The 16,824-nt window shown below is 71.0% G+C and carries 14 protein-coding genes and 1 pseudogene; 7 read left to right on the forward strand and 8 right to left on the reverse strand.

The window, feature by feature from the left end:
* Positions 1-149: 149 nt before the first annotated feature.
* The gene (locus tag OHA98_RS18125) at positions 150-1,613 is read right to left on the reverse strand and encodes an SWF or SNF family helicase (protein ID WP_266927030.1); all 1,464 of its coding nucleotides are present in this window, start codon (positions 1,611-1,613) and stop codon (positions 150-152) included.
* Positions 1,610-4,528 carry a DEAD/DEAH box helicase gene (locus tag OHA98_RS18130; protein WP_266927032.1) on the reverse strand — a complete coding sequence of 973 codons (2,919 nt, stop codon included), beginning with the start codon at positions 4,526-4,528 and terminating at the stop codon, positions 1,610-1,612. Before OHA98_RS18130 ends, OHA98_RS18125 begins: the two co-directional genes overlap by 4 nt.
* Positions 4,529-4,979: 451 nt before the next feature.
* Here OHA98_RS18130 and OHA98_RS18135 point away from each other — a divergent pair, with 451 nt between their 5' ends.
* Positions 4,980-6,029: an acyl-CoA desaturase gene (locus tag OHA98_RS18135; RefSeq protein WP_266927943.1), complete on the forward strand. Its 1,050-nt coding sequence runs from the start codon at positions 4,980-4,982 to the stop codon at positions 6,027-6,029.
* An 85-nt stretch (positions 6,030-6,114) separates the two neighbouring features.
* Positions 6,115-6,297, forward strand: a complete 183-nt coding sequence (locus OHA98_RS18140; protein ID WP_266927034.1) for a hypothetical protein — start codon at positions 6,115-6,117, stop codon at positions 6,295-6,297.
* Between the two features lie 19 nt (positions 6,298-6,316).
* Here the strand turns inward: OHA98_RS18140 and OHA98_RS18145 are convergent, their stop codons facing one another.
* Entirely contained in the window at positions 6,317-7,276 is a 960-nt protein-coding gene (locus OHA98_RS18145; protein WP_266927036.1) for a hypothetical protein, read from the reverse strand.
* A gap of 195 nt (positions 7,277-7,471) precedes the next feature.
* Between OHA98_RS18145 and OHA98_RS18150 the strand changes: the two genes are divergently transcribed.
* A complete protein-coding gene (locus tag OHA98_RS18150; RefSeq protein WP_266927038.1) occupies positions 7,472-8,407 on the forward strand; it encodes an oxygenase MpaB family protein in 936 nt (311 codons plus the stop codon).
* 215 nt (positions 8,408-8,622) lie between these two features.
* Here the strand turns inward: OHA98_RS18150 and OHA98_RS18155 are convergent, their stop codons facing one another.
* From OHA98_RS18155 to OHA98_RS18175, 5 genes are all read right to left on the reverse strand, one after another.
* On the reverse strand, positions 8,623-9,192 hold the full coding sequence (locus OHA98_RS18155) for a TerD family protein (RefSeq protein WP_266927040.1): 570 nt from the start codon (positions 9,190-9,192) through the stop codon (positions 8,623-8,625).
* Between the two features lie 142 nt (positions 9,193-9,334).
* Positions 9,335-9,499: a Sec-independent protein translocase subunit TatA gene (tatA, locus tag OHA98_RS18160; protein WP_266927042.1), complete on the reverse strand. Its 165-nt coding sequence runs from the start codon at positions 9,497-9,499 to the stop codon at positions 9,335-9,337.
* A 108-nt stretch (positions 9,500-9,607) separates the two neighbouring features.
* Entirely contained in the window at positions 9,608-12,277 is a 2,670-nt protein-coding gene (mgtA, locus tag OHA98_RS18165) for a magnesium-translocating P-type ATPase (RefSeq protein WP_266927944.1), read from the reverse strand.
* Between the two features lie 133 nt (positions 12,278-12,410).
* Positions 12,411-12,776, reverse strand: coding sequence for a metalloregulator ArsR/SmtB family transcription factor (locus OHA98_RS18170; protein WP_266927044.1), 366 nt, complete (start codon positions 12,774-12,776; stop codon positions 12,411-12,413).
* Positions 12,777-13,093: 317 nt separating this feature from the next.
* Positions 13,094-13,522 (reverse strand): PPOX class F420-dependent oxidoreductase, encoded by a 429-nt coding sequence (locus OHA98_RS18175; protein ID WP_266927046.1) that lies wholly within the window; start codon positions 13,520-13,522, stop codon positions 13,094-13,096.
* Between the two features lie 137 nt (positions 13,523-13,659).
* On the opposite strand from OHA98_RS18175, the gene OHA98_RS18180 reads away from it, so the two are divergent.
* The 4 genes and pseudogenes from OHA98_RS18180 (at position 13,660) to OHA98_RS18195 (ending at position 16,824) form a co-directional block, all read left to right on the forward strand.
* A complete protein-coding gene (locus OHA98_RS18180; RefSeq protein WP_266927945.1) occupies positions 13,660-14,073 on the forward strand; it encodes a roadblock/LC7 domain-containing protein in 414 nt (137 codons plus the stop codon).
* Positions 14,074-14,184: 111 nt separating this feature from the next.
* Positions 14,185-15,003: pseudogene (locus tag OHA98_RS18185) on the forward strand (DUF6397 family protein); the annotation flags it as partial.
* 454 nt (positions 15,004-15,457) lie between these two features.
* Positions 15,458-15,946, forward strand: coding sequence for a GNAT family N-acetyltransferase (locus OHA98_RS18190; protein WP_266927047.1), 489 nt, complete (start codon positions 15,458-15,460; stop codon positions 15,944-15,946).
* Positions 15,947-16,200: 254 nt separating this feature from the next.
* On the forward strand, positions 16,201-16,824 hold the full coding sequence (locus OHA98_RS18195; RefSeq protein WP_266927048.1) for an LAETG motif-containing sortase-dependent surface protein: 624 nt from the start codon (positions 16,201-16,203) through the stop codon (positions 16,822-16,824).

Here is a 16,824-nt window from a genome sequence, read left to right on the forward strand (position 1 = left end):
ACCACATGACGAACCTGGCCCTGCTTGCCGCCGGACCCTTGTACGTCTGCTGGACCCGTGTACGTCCACCGGACCCCGTGTACGTCCGCCGGGGCGGTGCACGTCCGCCATGCGCGGCGGGGCGGTGCACGAAGGAGTGTGCCCCCGCGTCAGGCGTCGGCCCGGGAGGCGGCCAGGGCTCCCGCCGGGTCGTCGTCGGCCGGACCGGCCGGAATCCAGCGGCCCCGGTCCTTGCGGTACGGCCACCAGCGTCCGTCCCGCCCGTACCGGAGCTGGACGTCCGCGCCCGTCACCGTCCAGCGGGCCCGCCCGGCCCGCAGCTGTGGCCGTTCGCCTTCCTCCCAGGCTCCGGCGAGCTGCGCCTGAGCCCGTGCCAGGGACTCCGGGTCCGGGTCCCACTCGTCCTCCAGCACCGCGAGCGCGGCGCTCCCGCCGTACCGCCAGGCACGCACGGCGGCGTCCAGCTCCGCCCGTCGGCGTCCGGAGCCCGTCGCGAGCCGGGTGGCGATCCACGACTCGGGCGCGGTCTCGGCGGCCAGTCGTACGGCGTCCTGGTCCGGCGTCAGCTCAACGGGCAGTGGCTGGTGTTCGTGCCCCGGCGCCAGGGCGTCCAGCAGCATCCGGTGGGCTCGTGCGGCGCTGTCCGTCGCCAGCAGCTCCAGAGCCGCCGGATCGAGACCCGGTGCCGGGTCGGTCTCCGTGTCCAGGGAAGGCGGAAGGCCCGGTTCCGCGGGGACCGGCGGGGGCTCCGGGAGCGGCGGGACTATGCCGCCCGCCGCGTAGGCCTCCTCGGCAGACACACCCCGGCGTGCTCCGATGCCACCCCGGTCCGCGGTGTCCGGCGGCTCGCCGCGCGCATCCCGGACCGCGCGTGCGGCACTGCGCACCTGGAGTTCGTCCAGCAACCGCCGCTCGTCGCGCCCGCGCATCAACAGCAGGACGAACGGATCCTGGTCCAGCAGCCGCGCCACCTGGTAGCACAGGGCACCCGAGTGCGGGCAGTGGTCCCACGCCTCGCAGCCGCACTCCGGTTCCAGGTCGCCGATGCCCGGCAGCAGGTCCACCCCGGCCGCCGCCGCGTCCTCCACCAGATGCGGGGGCATCTCCCGGTCGAGCAGCGCCGCGATGTGCCCCGCCCGGTCGACGGCCATGTCCAGGAAGCGGTCCCACTCGTCCCCGCTCAGCTGCTGGAGCAGCACATCGCTGCGGTACGGCGTCGCGTCCCGGTCCTGGACCACGGCCGTGATCCGCCCCGGCCGTACGGAGACCGCACCGACCTTGCCCTCCCTGGCCAGCCGCCGCCCCTTCTTGAGCTGCTCACCGTCGAGCGCCGTGTCCTCCAGCGCCTTCAGCCAGGCCTGGCCCCACCAGGACGACGCGAATCCGCGTCCCTGCGCCGGCGGCAGAGCCGCGAACGTACGCTCGGGACCGCCACGTCCGTCGGCACCCTGTCCGTATCCGGCCCCAAAGTCGTGCCCGTAGGACTCACCGTAGTCCTGACCGTCGTTGGGCTCGTCGCCCAGTTCCTCGCCCAGTTCCTCGCTCAGTTCGTTGCTCCGGTCGTCGTCGTAGGCGTCGTTCTCGTACGCGTCGTTTTCGTAGGCGTGGCTCATCGTGCGCCCCCTCGCAGCTGGACCAGATCGGCCAGTTCCGCATCGGTCAGTTCGGTCAGGGCCGCCTCGCCCGAGCCCAGCACCGCGTCCGCGAGTCCCTGCTTGCGGGCCAGCATTTCGGCGATCCGGTCCTCGATGGTGCCTTCGGCGATGAGCCGGTGCACCTGGACCGGCCTGGTCTGGCCGATCCGGTAGGCGCGGTCCGTCGCCTGTGCCTCGACCGCCGGGTTCCACCAACGGTCGAAGTGGACCACATGCTCGGCCCGGGTCAGGTTGAGTCCGGTGCCGGCCGCCTTCAGGGAGAGGAGGAAGACCGGGGCCTCGCCGGTCTGGAACCGGCCGACCATCTCCTCCCGCCGAGCGACGGGCGTACCGCCGTGGAGGAACTGGGTGGGCACCCCGCGCACCGCCAGATGCTCCTCCAGGATCCGGGCCATCTGTACGTACTGGGTGAACACCAGCACGCTCGCGTCCTCGGCCAGGATTGTGTCGAGGAGTTCGTCCAGCAGCTCCACCTTCCCCGAACGGTCCGCGATCCTCGGCTGCTCCTCCTTGAGGTACTGCGCCGGGTGGTTGCAGATCTGTTTGAGCGACGTCAGCAGCTTCATGACGAGCCCACGCCGGGCGAATCCGTCGGACCCGGAGATCTCCGCCAGGGTCTCGCGCACCACCGCTTCGTACAGTCCGGTCTGTTCCGCCGTCAGCGAGACCGCACGGTCGGTCTCCGTCTTGGGCGGCAGTTCGGGCGCGATGCCCGGGTCGGACTTGCGGCGCCGCAACAGGAACGGGCGCACCAGCGCCGCGAGGCGGTCGGCGGCCGCCGGATCGTTGCCGCCCTCGACCGCCGCCGCGTACCGGTTGCGGAACGTGCCGAGGCGGCCGAGCAGCCCCGGCGTCGTCCAGTCGAGGATCGCCCACAGCTCGGAGAGGTTGTTCTCCACCGGGGTGCCGGTGAGCGCGACGCGGGCCCGCGCGCCGATCGTCCGCAACTGCTTCGCCGTCGCCGAATGCGGATTCTTGACGTGCTGTGCCTCGTCGGCGACCACCATTCCCCAGTCCGCCGCGGCCAGCCGGGCGGTGTCCAGTCGCATCGTGCCGTATGTCGTGAGGACGAACTCGCCGTCCCCGAGCCCGTCCAGCGAGCGTGCCGCACCGTGGAAGCGCCGCACCGGGGTGCCGGGGGCGAACCTCTCGATCTCCCGCTGCCAGTTGCCCATCAGGGACGTCGGGCACACCACCAGGGTCGGCCCGGCGGCCGTCGGATCGCTCTGGCGGTGCAGGTGCAGCGCGATCAGGGTGATGGTCTTGCCGAGTCCCATGTCGTCGGCGAGGCATCCGCCGAGGCCGAGCGAGGTCATGGTGTTCAGCCAGTTCAGCCCGCGCAACTGGTAGTCGCGCAAGGTGGCGGCGAGCGCGGCAGGCTGGCCGATCGTCCGCTGTCCGCCCGACTCCGGATCGGCGAGCCGGTCCCGCAGCTTCTCCAGCCAGCCCGTCGCGGCGACCTCGACCCGGCGGCCGTCCACCTCGGTGGAACCGGTGAGCACGGCCCCCAGCGCGTCGATGGGGGTGACCTTGCGGTCCTGGGACTCGCGGGCCCGCCGGGCCTCCTCGGGGTCGATGAGCACCCATTGGTCGCGCAGCCGCACGACCGGCCTGCTGGACTCCGCGAGCCGGTCCAGTTCCGCCCGGCTCAGCTCCTGGTCGCCCAGAGCGAACCACCAGTTGAAGGCCAGCAGTGCGTCGGCGGACAGGAACGAGGGGGTGTCGGACCCGGTGCGGGCGGGGGCACGGCCGGCGTCCTCGGGCCCGTCCTGGCCGTGCTCCTGGTCGGAAGGCCCGATCACCGCACGCGCGGTGAGCTTCCTGGCCAGTTCCCTCGGCCAGTGCACCTGGACGCCCGTCGCGGCGAGTGCCCGTGAGGCGGGCCCCAGCAGTTCGGAGATCTCCTCGTCGGCGGGCTCGACGGAGTCCGGCACCGCTGCCGACAGCAGAGGGGCCAGCGGCGGCCAGGCGCGGGCGGCGCGGCGCAGGGCGAGCAGGGCGTCCATCCGGGCGCGCGGGCCGAAGGCGGCGGCGGCCGGTGTGCTGCCCGCCCACACCTCGGCCGCGTCGGCGACCAGCGTGGGGTCGCTGACGCTGTGGATCTGCAGAACGGCACGGAACGACGGCTCGGCACCGGAGGAGTCCGTCGTGGCTTCCGGTACGGCCAGCCCCGACACCTCGATCCGCAGGGAGAGCCGTACGCCCGCGTCGTGTCCGGCCGCCACGTCGGCCGCCCAGCCGCGCAGAGCGGGGACACGCTGCGGCTCGTCGGCCGCGAAGGCGGGCCCAGCCGCGGCGAACGTGGCGGCGGGCGTCCGGGGCAGCGCGTCGGCCACCGCGTCCAGGAACGCGCGCAGCAACCGCTCGGGCTCGGGCAGCAGAACGGATTCGCCGGCGGTGGTGCCGGAGTCGGCATCGAGCGGCACCGCATGGGCGGTGGGAGGCATGGACGCCGCCAGCGCCCGGATCCGTTCGAGATCGTCCGCCGCGAGCGGCCCGGTCCGCCAGGCGTCGTGGTCCATGGGGCTGAGTCCCGGCAGCAGCAGCCCACGGGCGGCCAGTTGAAGGGCGAGGATCCCGGCGGCGCCCCAGAAGGCGGCCGAGGGGGAGGCGTGCGCGCTCACCCGGGCCCGGGTGAGTACCGCGAGAGCATCCCGGACGGGCATGTGCAGCGCGGGAACGGAGAAGGGCCGGGCGTCGGCTCCGACCACGGTCAGCTCCCGCGAAAACCCGGGAGAGCCGGGCGGGGTGCTACCGTCCGGGTTCCAGAACGCGATCAGGCCGGTACGGGCCGGATCCGCGGGGAGGAAGACTGCGGAGCAGCGGGACAGTTCAGAGATCTCGGAAAGCGTTTCCGCAGGGTGCCTGTGCACAGCGATGTCAGATTCCTCAAATTTGACTAGTGGGTCCGGGGTCGCCGAGGGTACTCCACCCGGAGTCCACTGCGGCAACTCCGTGCCGTGATCCAGGTCTCATTTTCCTGCCTTCCGGAAGTCTGTGGTGCAGCCAGCACCACCTTGGGACACGGGGGCAGCCCCCCGGATATCCGGGGTGGTGGCGCCATGGCTGCCGCGGGTCCCCAATCCGTACGTTTCATGAGGTCAGCGCACATGCCCAGAGACCGGAGACGTCATGCCCCAGGCGATAGCCACCGTTGCGGAGCACACCCGCGACGGATCGGAGAGTTCCGGAAGCACGGGAAGTGACGCGACCCCCGCAAGTGCTGCGAGCACCGCATGCGAGGTGGGTGTCACGAGCGCCGCAAACGATGCGAGCGTCACGGGCGTCGCCGGTGACGTGGCTGTCGCCGGCTCCCTGGGCGGGGTGAGCGGGAGTCCGGAAGAGCCGGGCGCGGGAACGCCGGGCTCCGGGTCGGCCGGCGCTTCCGGAAGCGATTTCGCCCCGCTCCTGCGGGCCGTCAAGGGACAGGGTCTTCTGGACCGCCGGACCGGTTGGTACAGCGCGGGTATCGCGGCCAATCTGGCCGCCCTGGGAGGGGTGATCACCGGCCTCGTCCTTCTGGGCAACACCTGGTGGACCCTGCTCCTCACGCTGCCGCTGGCGATCCTGTGGAGCCGTACCGCCTTCTACGGGCACGACGCGGGGCATGCCCAGATCACCGGTGACCGCAGGAAGAGCCGGATCATCGGGCTCTTCCACGCCAACCTGCTCCTCGGCATGAACGAGGCGTGGTGGAACGACAAGCACGTCCGTCACCACGCCAACCCCAACCACATCGACAAGGACCCCGACGTCGGTGTCGGCGCCCTCGTCTGGACCCAGAAGCAGGCGGCCCAGCGCGAAGGATTCGCCCGCTGGCTCACCCGTAACCAGGCCCGGCTCTTCTTCCCGATGCTGCTCCTCGAAGGCATCGCCCTGAAGATCTCCGGCTTCCAGTTCCTGCGGAATCAGCCCGTCAAGGAGCGGGCCCTCTCCGGCCTGCTGCTGATCGCGCACCTCGCGCTGTACGCCACGCTGCTCCTGAGCACGATGTCCCTCGGCAAGGCTGTCGTCTTCGCCCTGGTTCACCACGCACTGTTCGGTCTCCACCTCGGTATGGCCTTCGCGCCGAACCACAAGGGCATGGAGATGCCCGACCCGGACGGCGACCGCTGGGGGCATCTGCAGCGACAGGTCCTGACCTCGCGCAACGTGCGCGGTGCGTTCCTCACCGACTGGTTCCTCGGCGGTCTCAACTACCAGATCGAGCACCATCTCTTCCCGAGCATGCCGCGCCCTCACCTGCGACTGGCCCAGCCGCTGGTCAAGGCCCATTGCGAGGACATCGGCATGCCGTACGCGGAGACCGGAATCATCGAGTCCTACCGGCAGGCGCTGACCCATATGCACGAGGTCGGCGAACCGCTGCGGTAGACGCGGGCCGTGATGTGGAACCGATCAGCGCGTACAGGCGTTCACACAGCAGGGAGCGGCTTCGGCCGCGAAGGAGGCGTGGACCATGTCGAACGGTGCGAAGATCGCCATCGGGGGAGTTGTCGCGGCAGCCATCCTGTGGCCCCTCATCGGGTTCTGGTGGGCGCTGCTGGTGCTGATCGGAGTGCCCGTCGTGGGCTATCTGATGCTTGACCCGTCCCAGCGGCGCAGGCTGCGCAGAGTCAGCCGTAAGCAGATCGGTCGCTGACCCCCCGGGGACCGGGACGTCAGGAAGGGCGTACGGCCAGTTCGTCCAGGGCCTTCAGCAGACCGGGCAACTCGGGGCCACGGCCCACGGGCAATACCTCCCCGGGCGTCTCGTCCAGCAGGATGAACGCGATGTCGTCCGTCCTCGCCACCAACGACCACCCCGGCCCGTCGGCACGCAGGGTGCGGGCGTCGGCGGTGGCGAAGGCGGACCGTATCCGGCCGGGTGGCGGTGGAGTCCGGATATAGGCTCGTGCCTCCTCCAGTACCCGGCGCACACCGGGGTGCTGGAGGGAATGGAGGCCCGCCCCCTCTGTTCCGGGGCCCTCGGCCGATCCGGAGCCTTCGGTGTCCGCTTCCCGGTGTCCGGCCGCAGCGGGCGTCCCCGTACGCGATGCGTCGGGTTCGGCCTCTCCGCCCCGCACTCCGCCGACCCCCGTTTCCCCGGTCCGCCCCTCACCGGGCCGGGCGAACAGCGAGTCGTCGATCCGTTCGCGCCAGTCCGCCCACCGCGCGGCGATCTCGTCCGCCCCGAGACGCCGCTGCGCCGGACCCCAGGCCTCGGTGTCGGGCGGTGTCAGCGGGGCGGGACCGCCCCCTTCCGCCGCCGGGTCCGGCAGCGGGTCGTGCGGGGCCGGAACACCGGGAGCGGCGACGGCCACGTCGAGCGGCCAGCCGGGCAGCGCGCACACCACGGAGCGGTCGTCGGGGGAGAGGTCGTACTCCATTCCGCAGTCCCAGGCGGAGATGGCGACCGCGACCAGAGAGACGTCCTCGACGACCACGGTCCAGCGGGCGCCCGTGCCGTCCTGGCCGAGCACCAGACCGTAGCCCTCCTCGTACGGTTCGAGGGCGAGCGCCCGGCACGCGGCGACATAGTCGTCACCGAGCACGCTCGGGAACCGCGCGGGGGTGAGCAGCACCGCGGTCAGCACAAGCAGCGCGTCGTCATCGGCGACCATGTCGTCCGTCCCGGCCACAGCGTCCTCCTCGTCCCTGACGGCTTGATCTGTCGGCGCACCTTAACTACTCGGTAACCCTGTCGTCGAGGCCCTGACAAGTACGCGGGAAGGCCGTCGCTCGCGTCCCCGCGCCGGTGGGGACGCGAGCGGACACCGGCGCCGCCGCCGCAGGCCCTGCGTAAGGTTGGACCTCCGGCCGAACGAGGGGACAGCGTGGTGAAGAGGTACGACAGGCTGAAGGAGATCCAGCGACTCGACCCGGAACGGGACTTCCTGGAGATCTACCGTCTCACCGCCTGCTACGAGTTCCCCTGGGACATCACCAGAGCACTCGAACTGGCCCTCTACCGCACGTATGCCGTTCCCAGCATCGGCCGGCTCCTCGCGGCGACCGCCGAACTGACGGACCGTTCGCAGAAGCGCTACGACGACACCGTCCTGCTCCTGGACACGGTCGTGGAGCACGGCTTCGGCACCGGACAGGGACGTACCGCCATCCGCCGGATCAACCAGATGCACCGCAGCTACGACATCAGTGATGACGACATGCGCTACGTTCTGTGCACATTCGTCGTCACTCCGAAACGATGGATCGACAGCCATGGCTGGCGCAGGCTGTGCGACCACGAGATCCGTGCCTTCGTGGCGTACTACCGCACGCTCGGCACCCACCTGGGGATCAAGGACGTGCCCAGCACGTACGAGGACTTCGAGCATACCCTCGACGCATACGAGCATGAGCACTTCGGCTGGGACGAGGGGGCCCGCAGGGTCGCCGATGCCACGCTGGCCCTGGTGGGCTCCTGGTATCCGGCCGTGCTGGCGCCCGTCGTACGCGGCGCCAGCCTCGCGCTCCTGGACGACTCGCTGCTGCGGGCGTTCCGGTACGAGCGGCCGGGCCCTGCCGTCCGCCGGCTGACCAACGGCGCGCTGCGGCTGCGCGCCCGTACGGTACGGCTTCTGCCACCGCGGAAGTCACCGCACTACGCGCGCCGGAACCCCGAGGTCAAGGGGTACCGGGAAGGGTACGCGGTCGCCGGGCTCGGCACGTTTCCCACGCCGGGGGTCCGCGGGTGTCCGGTCCCGCACGGCCGGACACCGCAAGCCCGGAGCGAGCGGACCGAGAGCGGTCCGGAGCCCGTGCGGTAGGTGCCTGTCGGCCGTCCGTACGGGGGTGAGGACGCCCCGACGGAACGCACCGTCCGGTTCCGCTCGCCGGCCGCGGAGCGCAGGGCCGGCGGCGGCGCCGGGCGCGGTTGCGTGAAGGCCTGATTCTCCGCGGGATGACGCACGGGTTCCGGGTCGTCGATTCCCGGTTCTGGTCCCAAGGGCCCGGAGCGGACGGACGGTGCGGGGGAACCTCGTCAGACGTTGACGCCGTAGTCGGAGGCGATCCCCGCGAGCCCCGAGGCATAACCCTGGCCAACGGCACGGAACTTCCACTCGGTGCCGTGCCGGTACAGCTCGCCGAACACCATCGCGGTCTCGGTCGACGCGTCCTCGCTGAGGTCGTAGCGGGCCAGCTCGACGCCGTTCGCCCGGTTCACCACGCGGATGAACGCGTTACGGACCTGGCCGAAGCTCTGGCCGCGGCTCTGGGCGTCATGGATCGACACCGGGAACACGATCTTCGCGACCTCGGCCGGTACCCCCGCCAGGTCGACATCGATGGACTCGTCGTCGCCCTCGCCCGTCAGGTTGTCGCCGGTGTGACGGACCGAACCGTCCGGGCTGTTGAGGTTGTTGTAGAAGACGAAGTGCGCGTCGGAGAGGACCTTTCCGGCCTCGGCGCAGAGCAGGGCACTGGCGTCGAGGTCATGATCGGCGCCGGTGGTGGTCCGTACGTCCCAGCCCAGTCCGACCGTCACGGCGATCAGGCCCGGCGCCTCCTTCGACAGGGAGACGTTGCCGCCCTTCGCCAGGGTCACACCCATGGAATTCCTCCAGTATTACGTCGCTCCGCACGGCTCCGCCGTGCCGTACAGCCGTCGCTCATACGAACGTGCGGTGCGGTCCTCATGGTTCCCTGATTGCGCAAGTCATGAAGTGAAAGAGATGGACGACGAGTGCGCGGGCTCACCGGGACTCCTCCTCCTTCATGGCCTTGGTCTCGCTCTTGAGGATGCGCATCGACTTCCCCAGGGCGCGGGCCGTGTCCGGGAGCTTCTTCGATCCGAAAAGCACGATGAGCACGATGGCCACGATCAGCAGGTGCCAGGGCTCCAGGCCGTTGCGCAACATTCTGGTCCTGCCCTTCTCTCCGTCCGCACGGCAACAGTTGCCGCATTGCGCAACTGTACAACCGTGGTGAAGGAGGGAGCCGGCCGCCCCCTCACCGCGGCCCGCCCCTCACCCCGGTCGGCCGCCGGAGACCGTGCTCCCGCATCGCCCGCGCTCGCCGTCGTACGGCCGACGGTCGTCACGGCGGCGGTCGTCACGGCGGCGCGCCGCCGACAGCCCGGCCGCGTACAGCCCGAGCACCGTGCCGAGCAGCAGGTAGTAGAGCGGTGGGAGGGCGGACATGCCCAGCAGCGGGCCCACAGCGGTCAGGGGCAGCAGCACCCCGACGGCGGCCAGCCCCGCCGCCGCCGCACGCAACGGTCCACCGGCGCGGCGCTCGGCGGCGGTCCGCCCGGTACGCAGCAGCACCATCACCAGGGCCTGGGTGAGCAGATTCTCGGTGAACCACCCGGCATGGAACGCGGTCTCGTCGTCCGGCGCCGCCGGGTCGCGCAGGGCCAGCGTGAGCACGCCGAACGTCGCGAGGTCGGCGGCGGCGTTGAGCAGCCCGAAGCCCGTGATGAAGCGCAGGAAGTCACGAGGACGCAGCACGGTGGGCCGGCGAAGGACCGATGCCGCGGGCCGGTCGAACGCGAACGCCAGCTGTGCCGCGTCGAAGCAGAGGTTCTGCACGAGCACCTGCGCCGGGAGCATGGGGAGGAACGGCAGCAGCAGCCCCGCGGTCAGCATGGCGATGACGTTGCCGAGGTTCGAGGAGAGCGTGACGCGCAGATAGGTGGCGATGTTCCCGCTGCTGCGGCGGCCCGCGACCACGGCCCGGTCGATCGCCGTGAGGTCCTTCTCGGCCAGGACGACGTCTGCCGCTTCCCGAGTCACGTCGACCGCGTTGCGGGGGCAGATGCCGACGTCCGCGGCGTGCAGCGCGGGGAGGTCGTTGACGCCGTCACCGAGGAATCCGGTGGTATGCCCGCCCGCGCGCAGGGCCGCAACGATGCGGGCCTTGTGCTCCGGCGTGCACCGGGCGAACACGGTGGTACTGCCCGCCAGTCGCGCCAGCTCCTCGCCCGACAGCACATCGATCCGGTCGGCCGTCACGACGTCGCCCGGTCGCAGACCCAGGTCGTGGCAGACGCGGGACGCGGTACCGGGATGGTCGCCGGTGAGAACCTTCACGGCCACGCCGCGCGCCGCCAGGACGCCGAGTGCGTCGGCGGCGCTGGGAGCCGGGAGGTCCCGGAGGGTGACCAGGCCGAGGAACGTCAGCCCCCGCTCGTCGGCCGGGGTGTAGGCGCCGGTCCGGGCCGGACGGTCGGCCCGCGCCACGGCGAGCAGCCGTAGCCCGCGCTCCGCTTCCCGGGCGGCGAGGGCGAGCAGCCGCTCCCGTTCCCGTCCCTCCAGTACGCAGCGGTCGAGTACGGCCTCGACCGCACCCTTGGTGACCAGCGTGTGGATGCCGGGGCGGCCGGGCTGCCGGACCACGGCGGTGGCGAGACGGCGTACCGGATCGAACGGCAACGCCGCCACCCCGTCGTACAGGGACAGCGGTGAGCTCTCGTCCCCCGCCTCCGCGTCGTCCTGCGCCGCGTCGAGAACCGCTTCGTCCAGTGCGTCGGGAGCCGGCAGTTCGGCGAGTTCCAGAGTCCACAGCGCGCCGACCGCGGCCCAGCGCAGTGCTTCCGGATCCGGCCGCCCCGTCCCGTCCACCGAACCCTCGACGACCGGCCGGTCCTCGGTCAGGGTGCCCGTCTTGTCCAGACACAGGACATCGACCGCTCCGAGGTCGTGCAGTGCGGGCAGTCGCTTCACGATGACGCCGTTCGTGCGGGCGAGCCGGGCGGCGCCCCGGGCCAGCGCCGTCGTGACGATGACGGGCAGCATCTCGGGGGTCAGGCCTACGGCCACGGCGACGGCGAACGGCAGGGTCTCCAGGCCCCGGCCGCGCAGCGCCGCGTTGGCCATGAGTACCAGGGGCGGTGTCAGCAGCATGAAGCGGATCAGGGTCCAGGAGATCCCCTGCACCGACCGGTCGAAGGCGCTCGTGGTTCGGCGGCGGGCGCGACCGTCATGGGCGGCGGCGAACCGGGTGTCCCCGCCGGTCGCGACGACGACCGCAGTACCGCTGCCGGAGGTCACACTGCTGCCCTGGAAGCAGAGGTGGGGCTGTGCGAACGGGCCGGAGGAGGACACGGGTGGTTCCGGGGACTCGACCGGGTGCTTCGGCACCGGCGCGGACTCTCCGGTGAGCGCGGACTGGTGCACGGTGAGGCCGCTCGCGCGCAACAGCCGCACATCGGCGGGCACAAGATCTCCCGGCCCGAGCCGGATCACGTCGCCCGGCACCAGATCGGCCACCGGAACCTCACGCGCACGGGGCGCGGCATCGGCCGACGTACGGCGCAACACGGTCGCCGTGGTCGCGACCAGCTCTCTCAGCGCGGCCGTCGAGCGGTCGGCGCGGTGTTCCTCGCCGGAGCGCAGCAGACAGCTGATCAGGACGAGGACCAGGGTGACGCAGGCCGTTCCCCACGCCGTCACGAGAGCCGACACCAGGCCCAGACAGAGCAGCACCGAGGTGAACGGGTCCCGGAGGCTGCCCAGGAAGCGCCGGGGCCAGGAGACCGGACGCCAGGCGGGAAGGACGTTCTCCCCGAGCCGCGCCAGGCGCTCCTCGGCCCCGGTCTCCAGCAGCCCGCGCGGTCCGCTGTCCAGCGAGCGCAGCACCTGGAGCGGGGTGAACCCGTCTCCGGCAGCGCCGGTACCGGCGTCCGTGACATCGATGGGCCCGCCCGTCGCGGGACCGCGGCCGCCGGCGGCGGAGCCCGCACCGCGGTGGTGGGCCGCCGTCAGGGGAATCACCGTGGCCGGGGCCTCGTTCAGGTCCTCACTGCCTGATCCAGCGGCTGAGGTGCTGTCAGGCACCGAGCTCACGCAGGCGGACAGGTCGCGCTGACGGGTGCCCGGCCTCTTCCGCCAACTGGCCGACCATCAGCAGTACCACGCTCACGACACCCGGATCGTCGACCAGATAGACCTGGCGGCGCCCCTCGCGGCGCGAGCGTACGAGTCCGGCCAATTTCAACTTCGTCAGATGCTGGCTCACCGAGGGCAGTGTGCCGCCCACCCGCTCGGCGAGCCCGGTCACATCGCTCTCGCCCTGGGACAGTGCCCACACGATGTGCAGCCGGGCGGGCGACGCCAGGAGCCCGAACGCGGCAGCCGCCTCGGCCAGCACTTCCGCGGGCGGATCATCGAAACCGCCGCCGGAACCTGTCGACACGCTTGACCTCTCCGTCCACGGGGCCGCCGCGCGTATCCATCCCGCACGCGTTCCCTGTACCGACAGGGCCAGTCACCCGAAACGGCCAGTGTAGGGGGCGGGGCCTGCTCGCTCATTGGCCGATCCGGCACTCTTCCGAAGCGAAGAGGACCCGATATGGGCAATGAATGATCATCACTCGATGGTGTCGTGGCGAACATGGCCCAAAAGTGATCACTCTGAAGTCAACTGTGACCATCGCTGTCCACTCGGGCCGCGTCGGCATGCCGGGACGCAGGCCCCGGTGAACTGCGGCTCGCCGGCCCCGGCGAGCGCGCTCAGTCCGCCACTGCGGCCATGGCGAGCGCCTTGTCCACACGGACACGCACGATCAGCTCGCCGGGTACGCCATTGCGCCTTCCGAATTCCTCGGCCGCCTCCTCGCCCATGTACCGGGCCGCGATGCGCGTCGCCCAGTGCCTGAGCCGATCGGCGTCCTCACTCAGTTCGGCGCGCCCATGGAGCACGGCGAAAGCGAAGGGAGGCCGGTCGTCGTCGACGCACAGGGCCACACGGTCGTCACGCGCGAGATTGCGGCCCTTCACGGTCTCCTTGCCGGTGCTGAACACCAGATCGTCGCCGTCGAGCAGGAACCAGACAGGGGCGATGTGCGGACTGCCGTCTGCCCGGACGGTCGACACCTTGGCGGTACGGGTGCCCTCGGAGAGGAAGGCCCGCCGCTCTTCATCGGTCATGTGGTGTGCCATGGCCCCATCCTCGGACGAAGTTCCGCGTGGCGCGAAGCGACGCCCCGAGGAAGGGGCCGCTTGCCCGTACGGGAGCGGTACGCAAGGCTTACGCGCGAGCGGGGAACGGGGAACGTATGAGCGGGGAGGACGAGCACATGGCGCTGGACCGGGGACTTGACTGGCTCCTTGACGATCTCACCAGCAGGGTGGAACACATACGGCACGCACTGGTGCTGTCGAACGACGGTCTGGTGACCGGGGCGAGCACCGGACTGGCGCGCGAGGACGCGGAGCATCTGGCGGCGGTCTCTTCCGGCCTGCACAGCCTGGCCCGCGGATCGGGACGGCACTTCAGGGCCGGCCGAGCCCGGCAGACGATGGTCGAATTCGACGAGGCGCTGCTCTTCGTGACGGCCGCGGGCGACGGCAGCTGTCTGTGCGTGCTCACCGCAGCCGAAGCGGATGTCGGCCAGGTCGCCTACGAGATGACGTTGCTCGTCAATCGGGTCGGTGAACACCTCGGTGTCGCGGTCCGTCAGGGCGGCGAAACCGACAACGACCGCCCCTGACCTGCGTTTTTCACCGGGTCTCGGGAGTTGTCCACAGGCCTCGCGGCAGCAGCCTCCTCCGGGCTACCGTGATTACGGAGAGTATTCGAACCTCACGGGGGAGGACTGGGCATGACCGTTACGGACGTCACCCGCACGCACGGAGAGGAAGCGCGCGGGCAGGAGGGAAATGACCTCGCGGTCACGGTGGCCGCGGGCCGGGCCGCACAGGAACTGGGTGTGAAGCGCGGGGAGTTCGAGCTCGCGGTGCATCTGGGGCTGATCGCCATGACCACCGGACAGGGCGGCGGTCGCCCACGGGTCGCCAAGGACGAGATCGAGCGGCTGCGGGCACAGCCGGGATTCCCCGACGCCCTCGGGGAGCGCGTACGCACGGTGGGCACCGCGGAAGGGGCTGCGCTGCTCGCCATCAGCCCGGCCCGGTTCACCAGGCTGGCACGGGCGGGTTGTTTCGCTCCGGTTACGTTCTATCTGAACCGCTACCGGGCGGTGGTCTGGCTCTACCTGGCCGACGAACTGGCCGCGTTCGCCACCCGCGAGCCCGCGCTGCTCGCCGGTACGAGCCCTGCGGGAATGCGGACGATGCTGGAGGCCGGGGCCGACTGGCGCGCCCGGAACTGGCGATCGCAGCGGATCGACAGGCTGCTCGACCGCACGGAGGACGCATGGGCGAGGGCCGCCGTGCAGGCGTCCGCGTTGGATCCCGTCCAGCTCGCCGAGGTGGTGGACGATCCCTACGAGCGGGCCTACCTGGCCAGGGTCAGGCCGGAGCCCGTGTTCGGACGGCCGGGATCGGTGTCCGCCAGGGAGGTCATGGGGGAGCTGATGCTGGCGGACGATCCCGACGAGATCCTGTGGCGGCGGGTCGGGCTCAACCTGGAGCTGGACCGGGCCCGCGCGTACCGGGACGCGCCGCGCTCCGGTGAGGAGCGGGGCCTGCGGGCGACCCTGCCGGACGGGCCGCCGTCCGGGCGGGGCAGGCATTCGACCCCTGAGGGGGCGGTGGTTCTGCCGTGGCGGCCTGTGCGGGACGCGGGTCTGTCCACGCCGGCCCACCGGTTCGGCCCGGCATTCCGCCCCGGTCCTGAACTCATGTCTCCCTCTGAGCCCGATTCCTGCCCCGGGCCCGCACCGGGCTTCGTACGTCCGGCCACGTCCGAAGGCTCCTTCCCACGGTGCGAGGACGCGGCCGAAGGCCCGTCCGAGGGCTCCTTCGGTGTATCCGGCGGCGATCTCCCCGGAGCCGTATCCGTTGCCCCGCATCCGTCCTCCCCCCGGCGCATGCCCGCTCGCGCACGGGGGCTCCTCGCCCGGCTGGGACGGCGACGGCGGGGGCCCGATAAACGCTGGCGGTCGGCAGCCCCGCACAGGCATCCTGAGCCCCATGTTGATCAGGGAAGCAACCGCTGAGGACTGGCCCGCCATCTGGCCCTTCTTCCACACCATCGTCGCCGCCGGTGAGACGCTCACCTACCCGCTCCAGCTCGGCAAGGAGGACGCGAAGGACTGGTGGTTCCTCGCGGCGCCCAACCGTACGGTCGTCGCGGTCGACGACACCGGGACGGTGCTGGGCACGGCGAAGATGAACCGGAACCACATGGGCAACGGTTCACATATCGCCAGTGGCACGTACATGGTCGACCCCGAGCACTCCGGCCGGGGTGTGGGGCGGGCTCTGTGCGAGTACTCGGTGGAGTGGGCCCGTGCCTCGGGCTTCCGGGCCATGCAGTTCAACGCGGTGGTCGAGACGAACACACATGCCGTCAAGCTGTACCGATCGCTCGGCTTCGAGGTGCTGGGAACGCTGCCGGAGGGCTTCAACCATCCGACCGAGGGATACGTCGGGCTGCACATCATGCACAAGGCGCTCTGACAGCGTTCGCGCGCGTACGGATCAACGTCGAGGTGTGCAGGGCGGCCTGACATGTACGGCCCACTCTCTCATCGCGCCACCGAGGCCAGGTGTTCCGCCGAGGTTCATGTCCGTCTTGTGGCAAGCAGCGGAGGTTTGAGAACAGTTGGGCTGTCCCGTGATACGCGGGGGCGGTGCGTCGCCCGGTGCCAATGGCAGTACTGTGCGCCCCACCGCCATTCGGGCGATGAGAGATTCATATGGAGGAAGAATCCATGACCATACCCAGGAGATCGTGGCGTGGCGCGGGAGCACTCGTGGCCGCTGCGGTCGTCGGTCTGACCGGCGGGGTCATCTCCGCAGGTCCGGCCGCAGCTCACACCCCCACCTGGGTCGTGACCTGTTCCGATGTGAGCGTCGACCTCACCAACTACACGAGCAGTGTCGCCAATACGGTGACGGTGACGGTGGACGACAAGGAGCTGCTCCCGACGGAGACGTTCGGGCGGGAGTTCCACAAGAAGCTCACACTGCCTGCGCACGACAAGGAAGTGACCGTCCGACTGATCGTCAAGGACGGTGGCGAGGGCGGTACGTACTCGCGCGACCTGACCGAGACGGCCCCGGTGTGCGAGGACGAGACGCCGAAGCCCACACCCAGTGAGACGAAGCCGACGGAGCCCCCGGTCACGTCGACTCCCGAGCCGAGCTCCACCCCGAGCGAGAAGCCCTCGGAGTCCGCGCCCGCCGTGCCCGCACCGAGCTCCAGTTCGCCGGACCTGGCCGAGACCGGCTCGTCGTCCGCCACGCCCGTCATCGGTGGCGCCGCGGTCGCGGTTCTGCTCGCCGGCGGCGGCATCCTGTGGGCCGTCCGCAAGCGCCGTACCACCCAGAACTGA

It is taken from the genome of Streptomyces sp. NBC_00654, assembly GCF_026341775.1.
Lineage (GTDB): Bacteria > Actinomycetota > Actinomycetes > Streptomycetales > Streptomycetaceae > Streptomyces.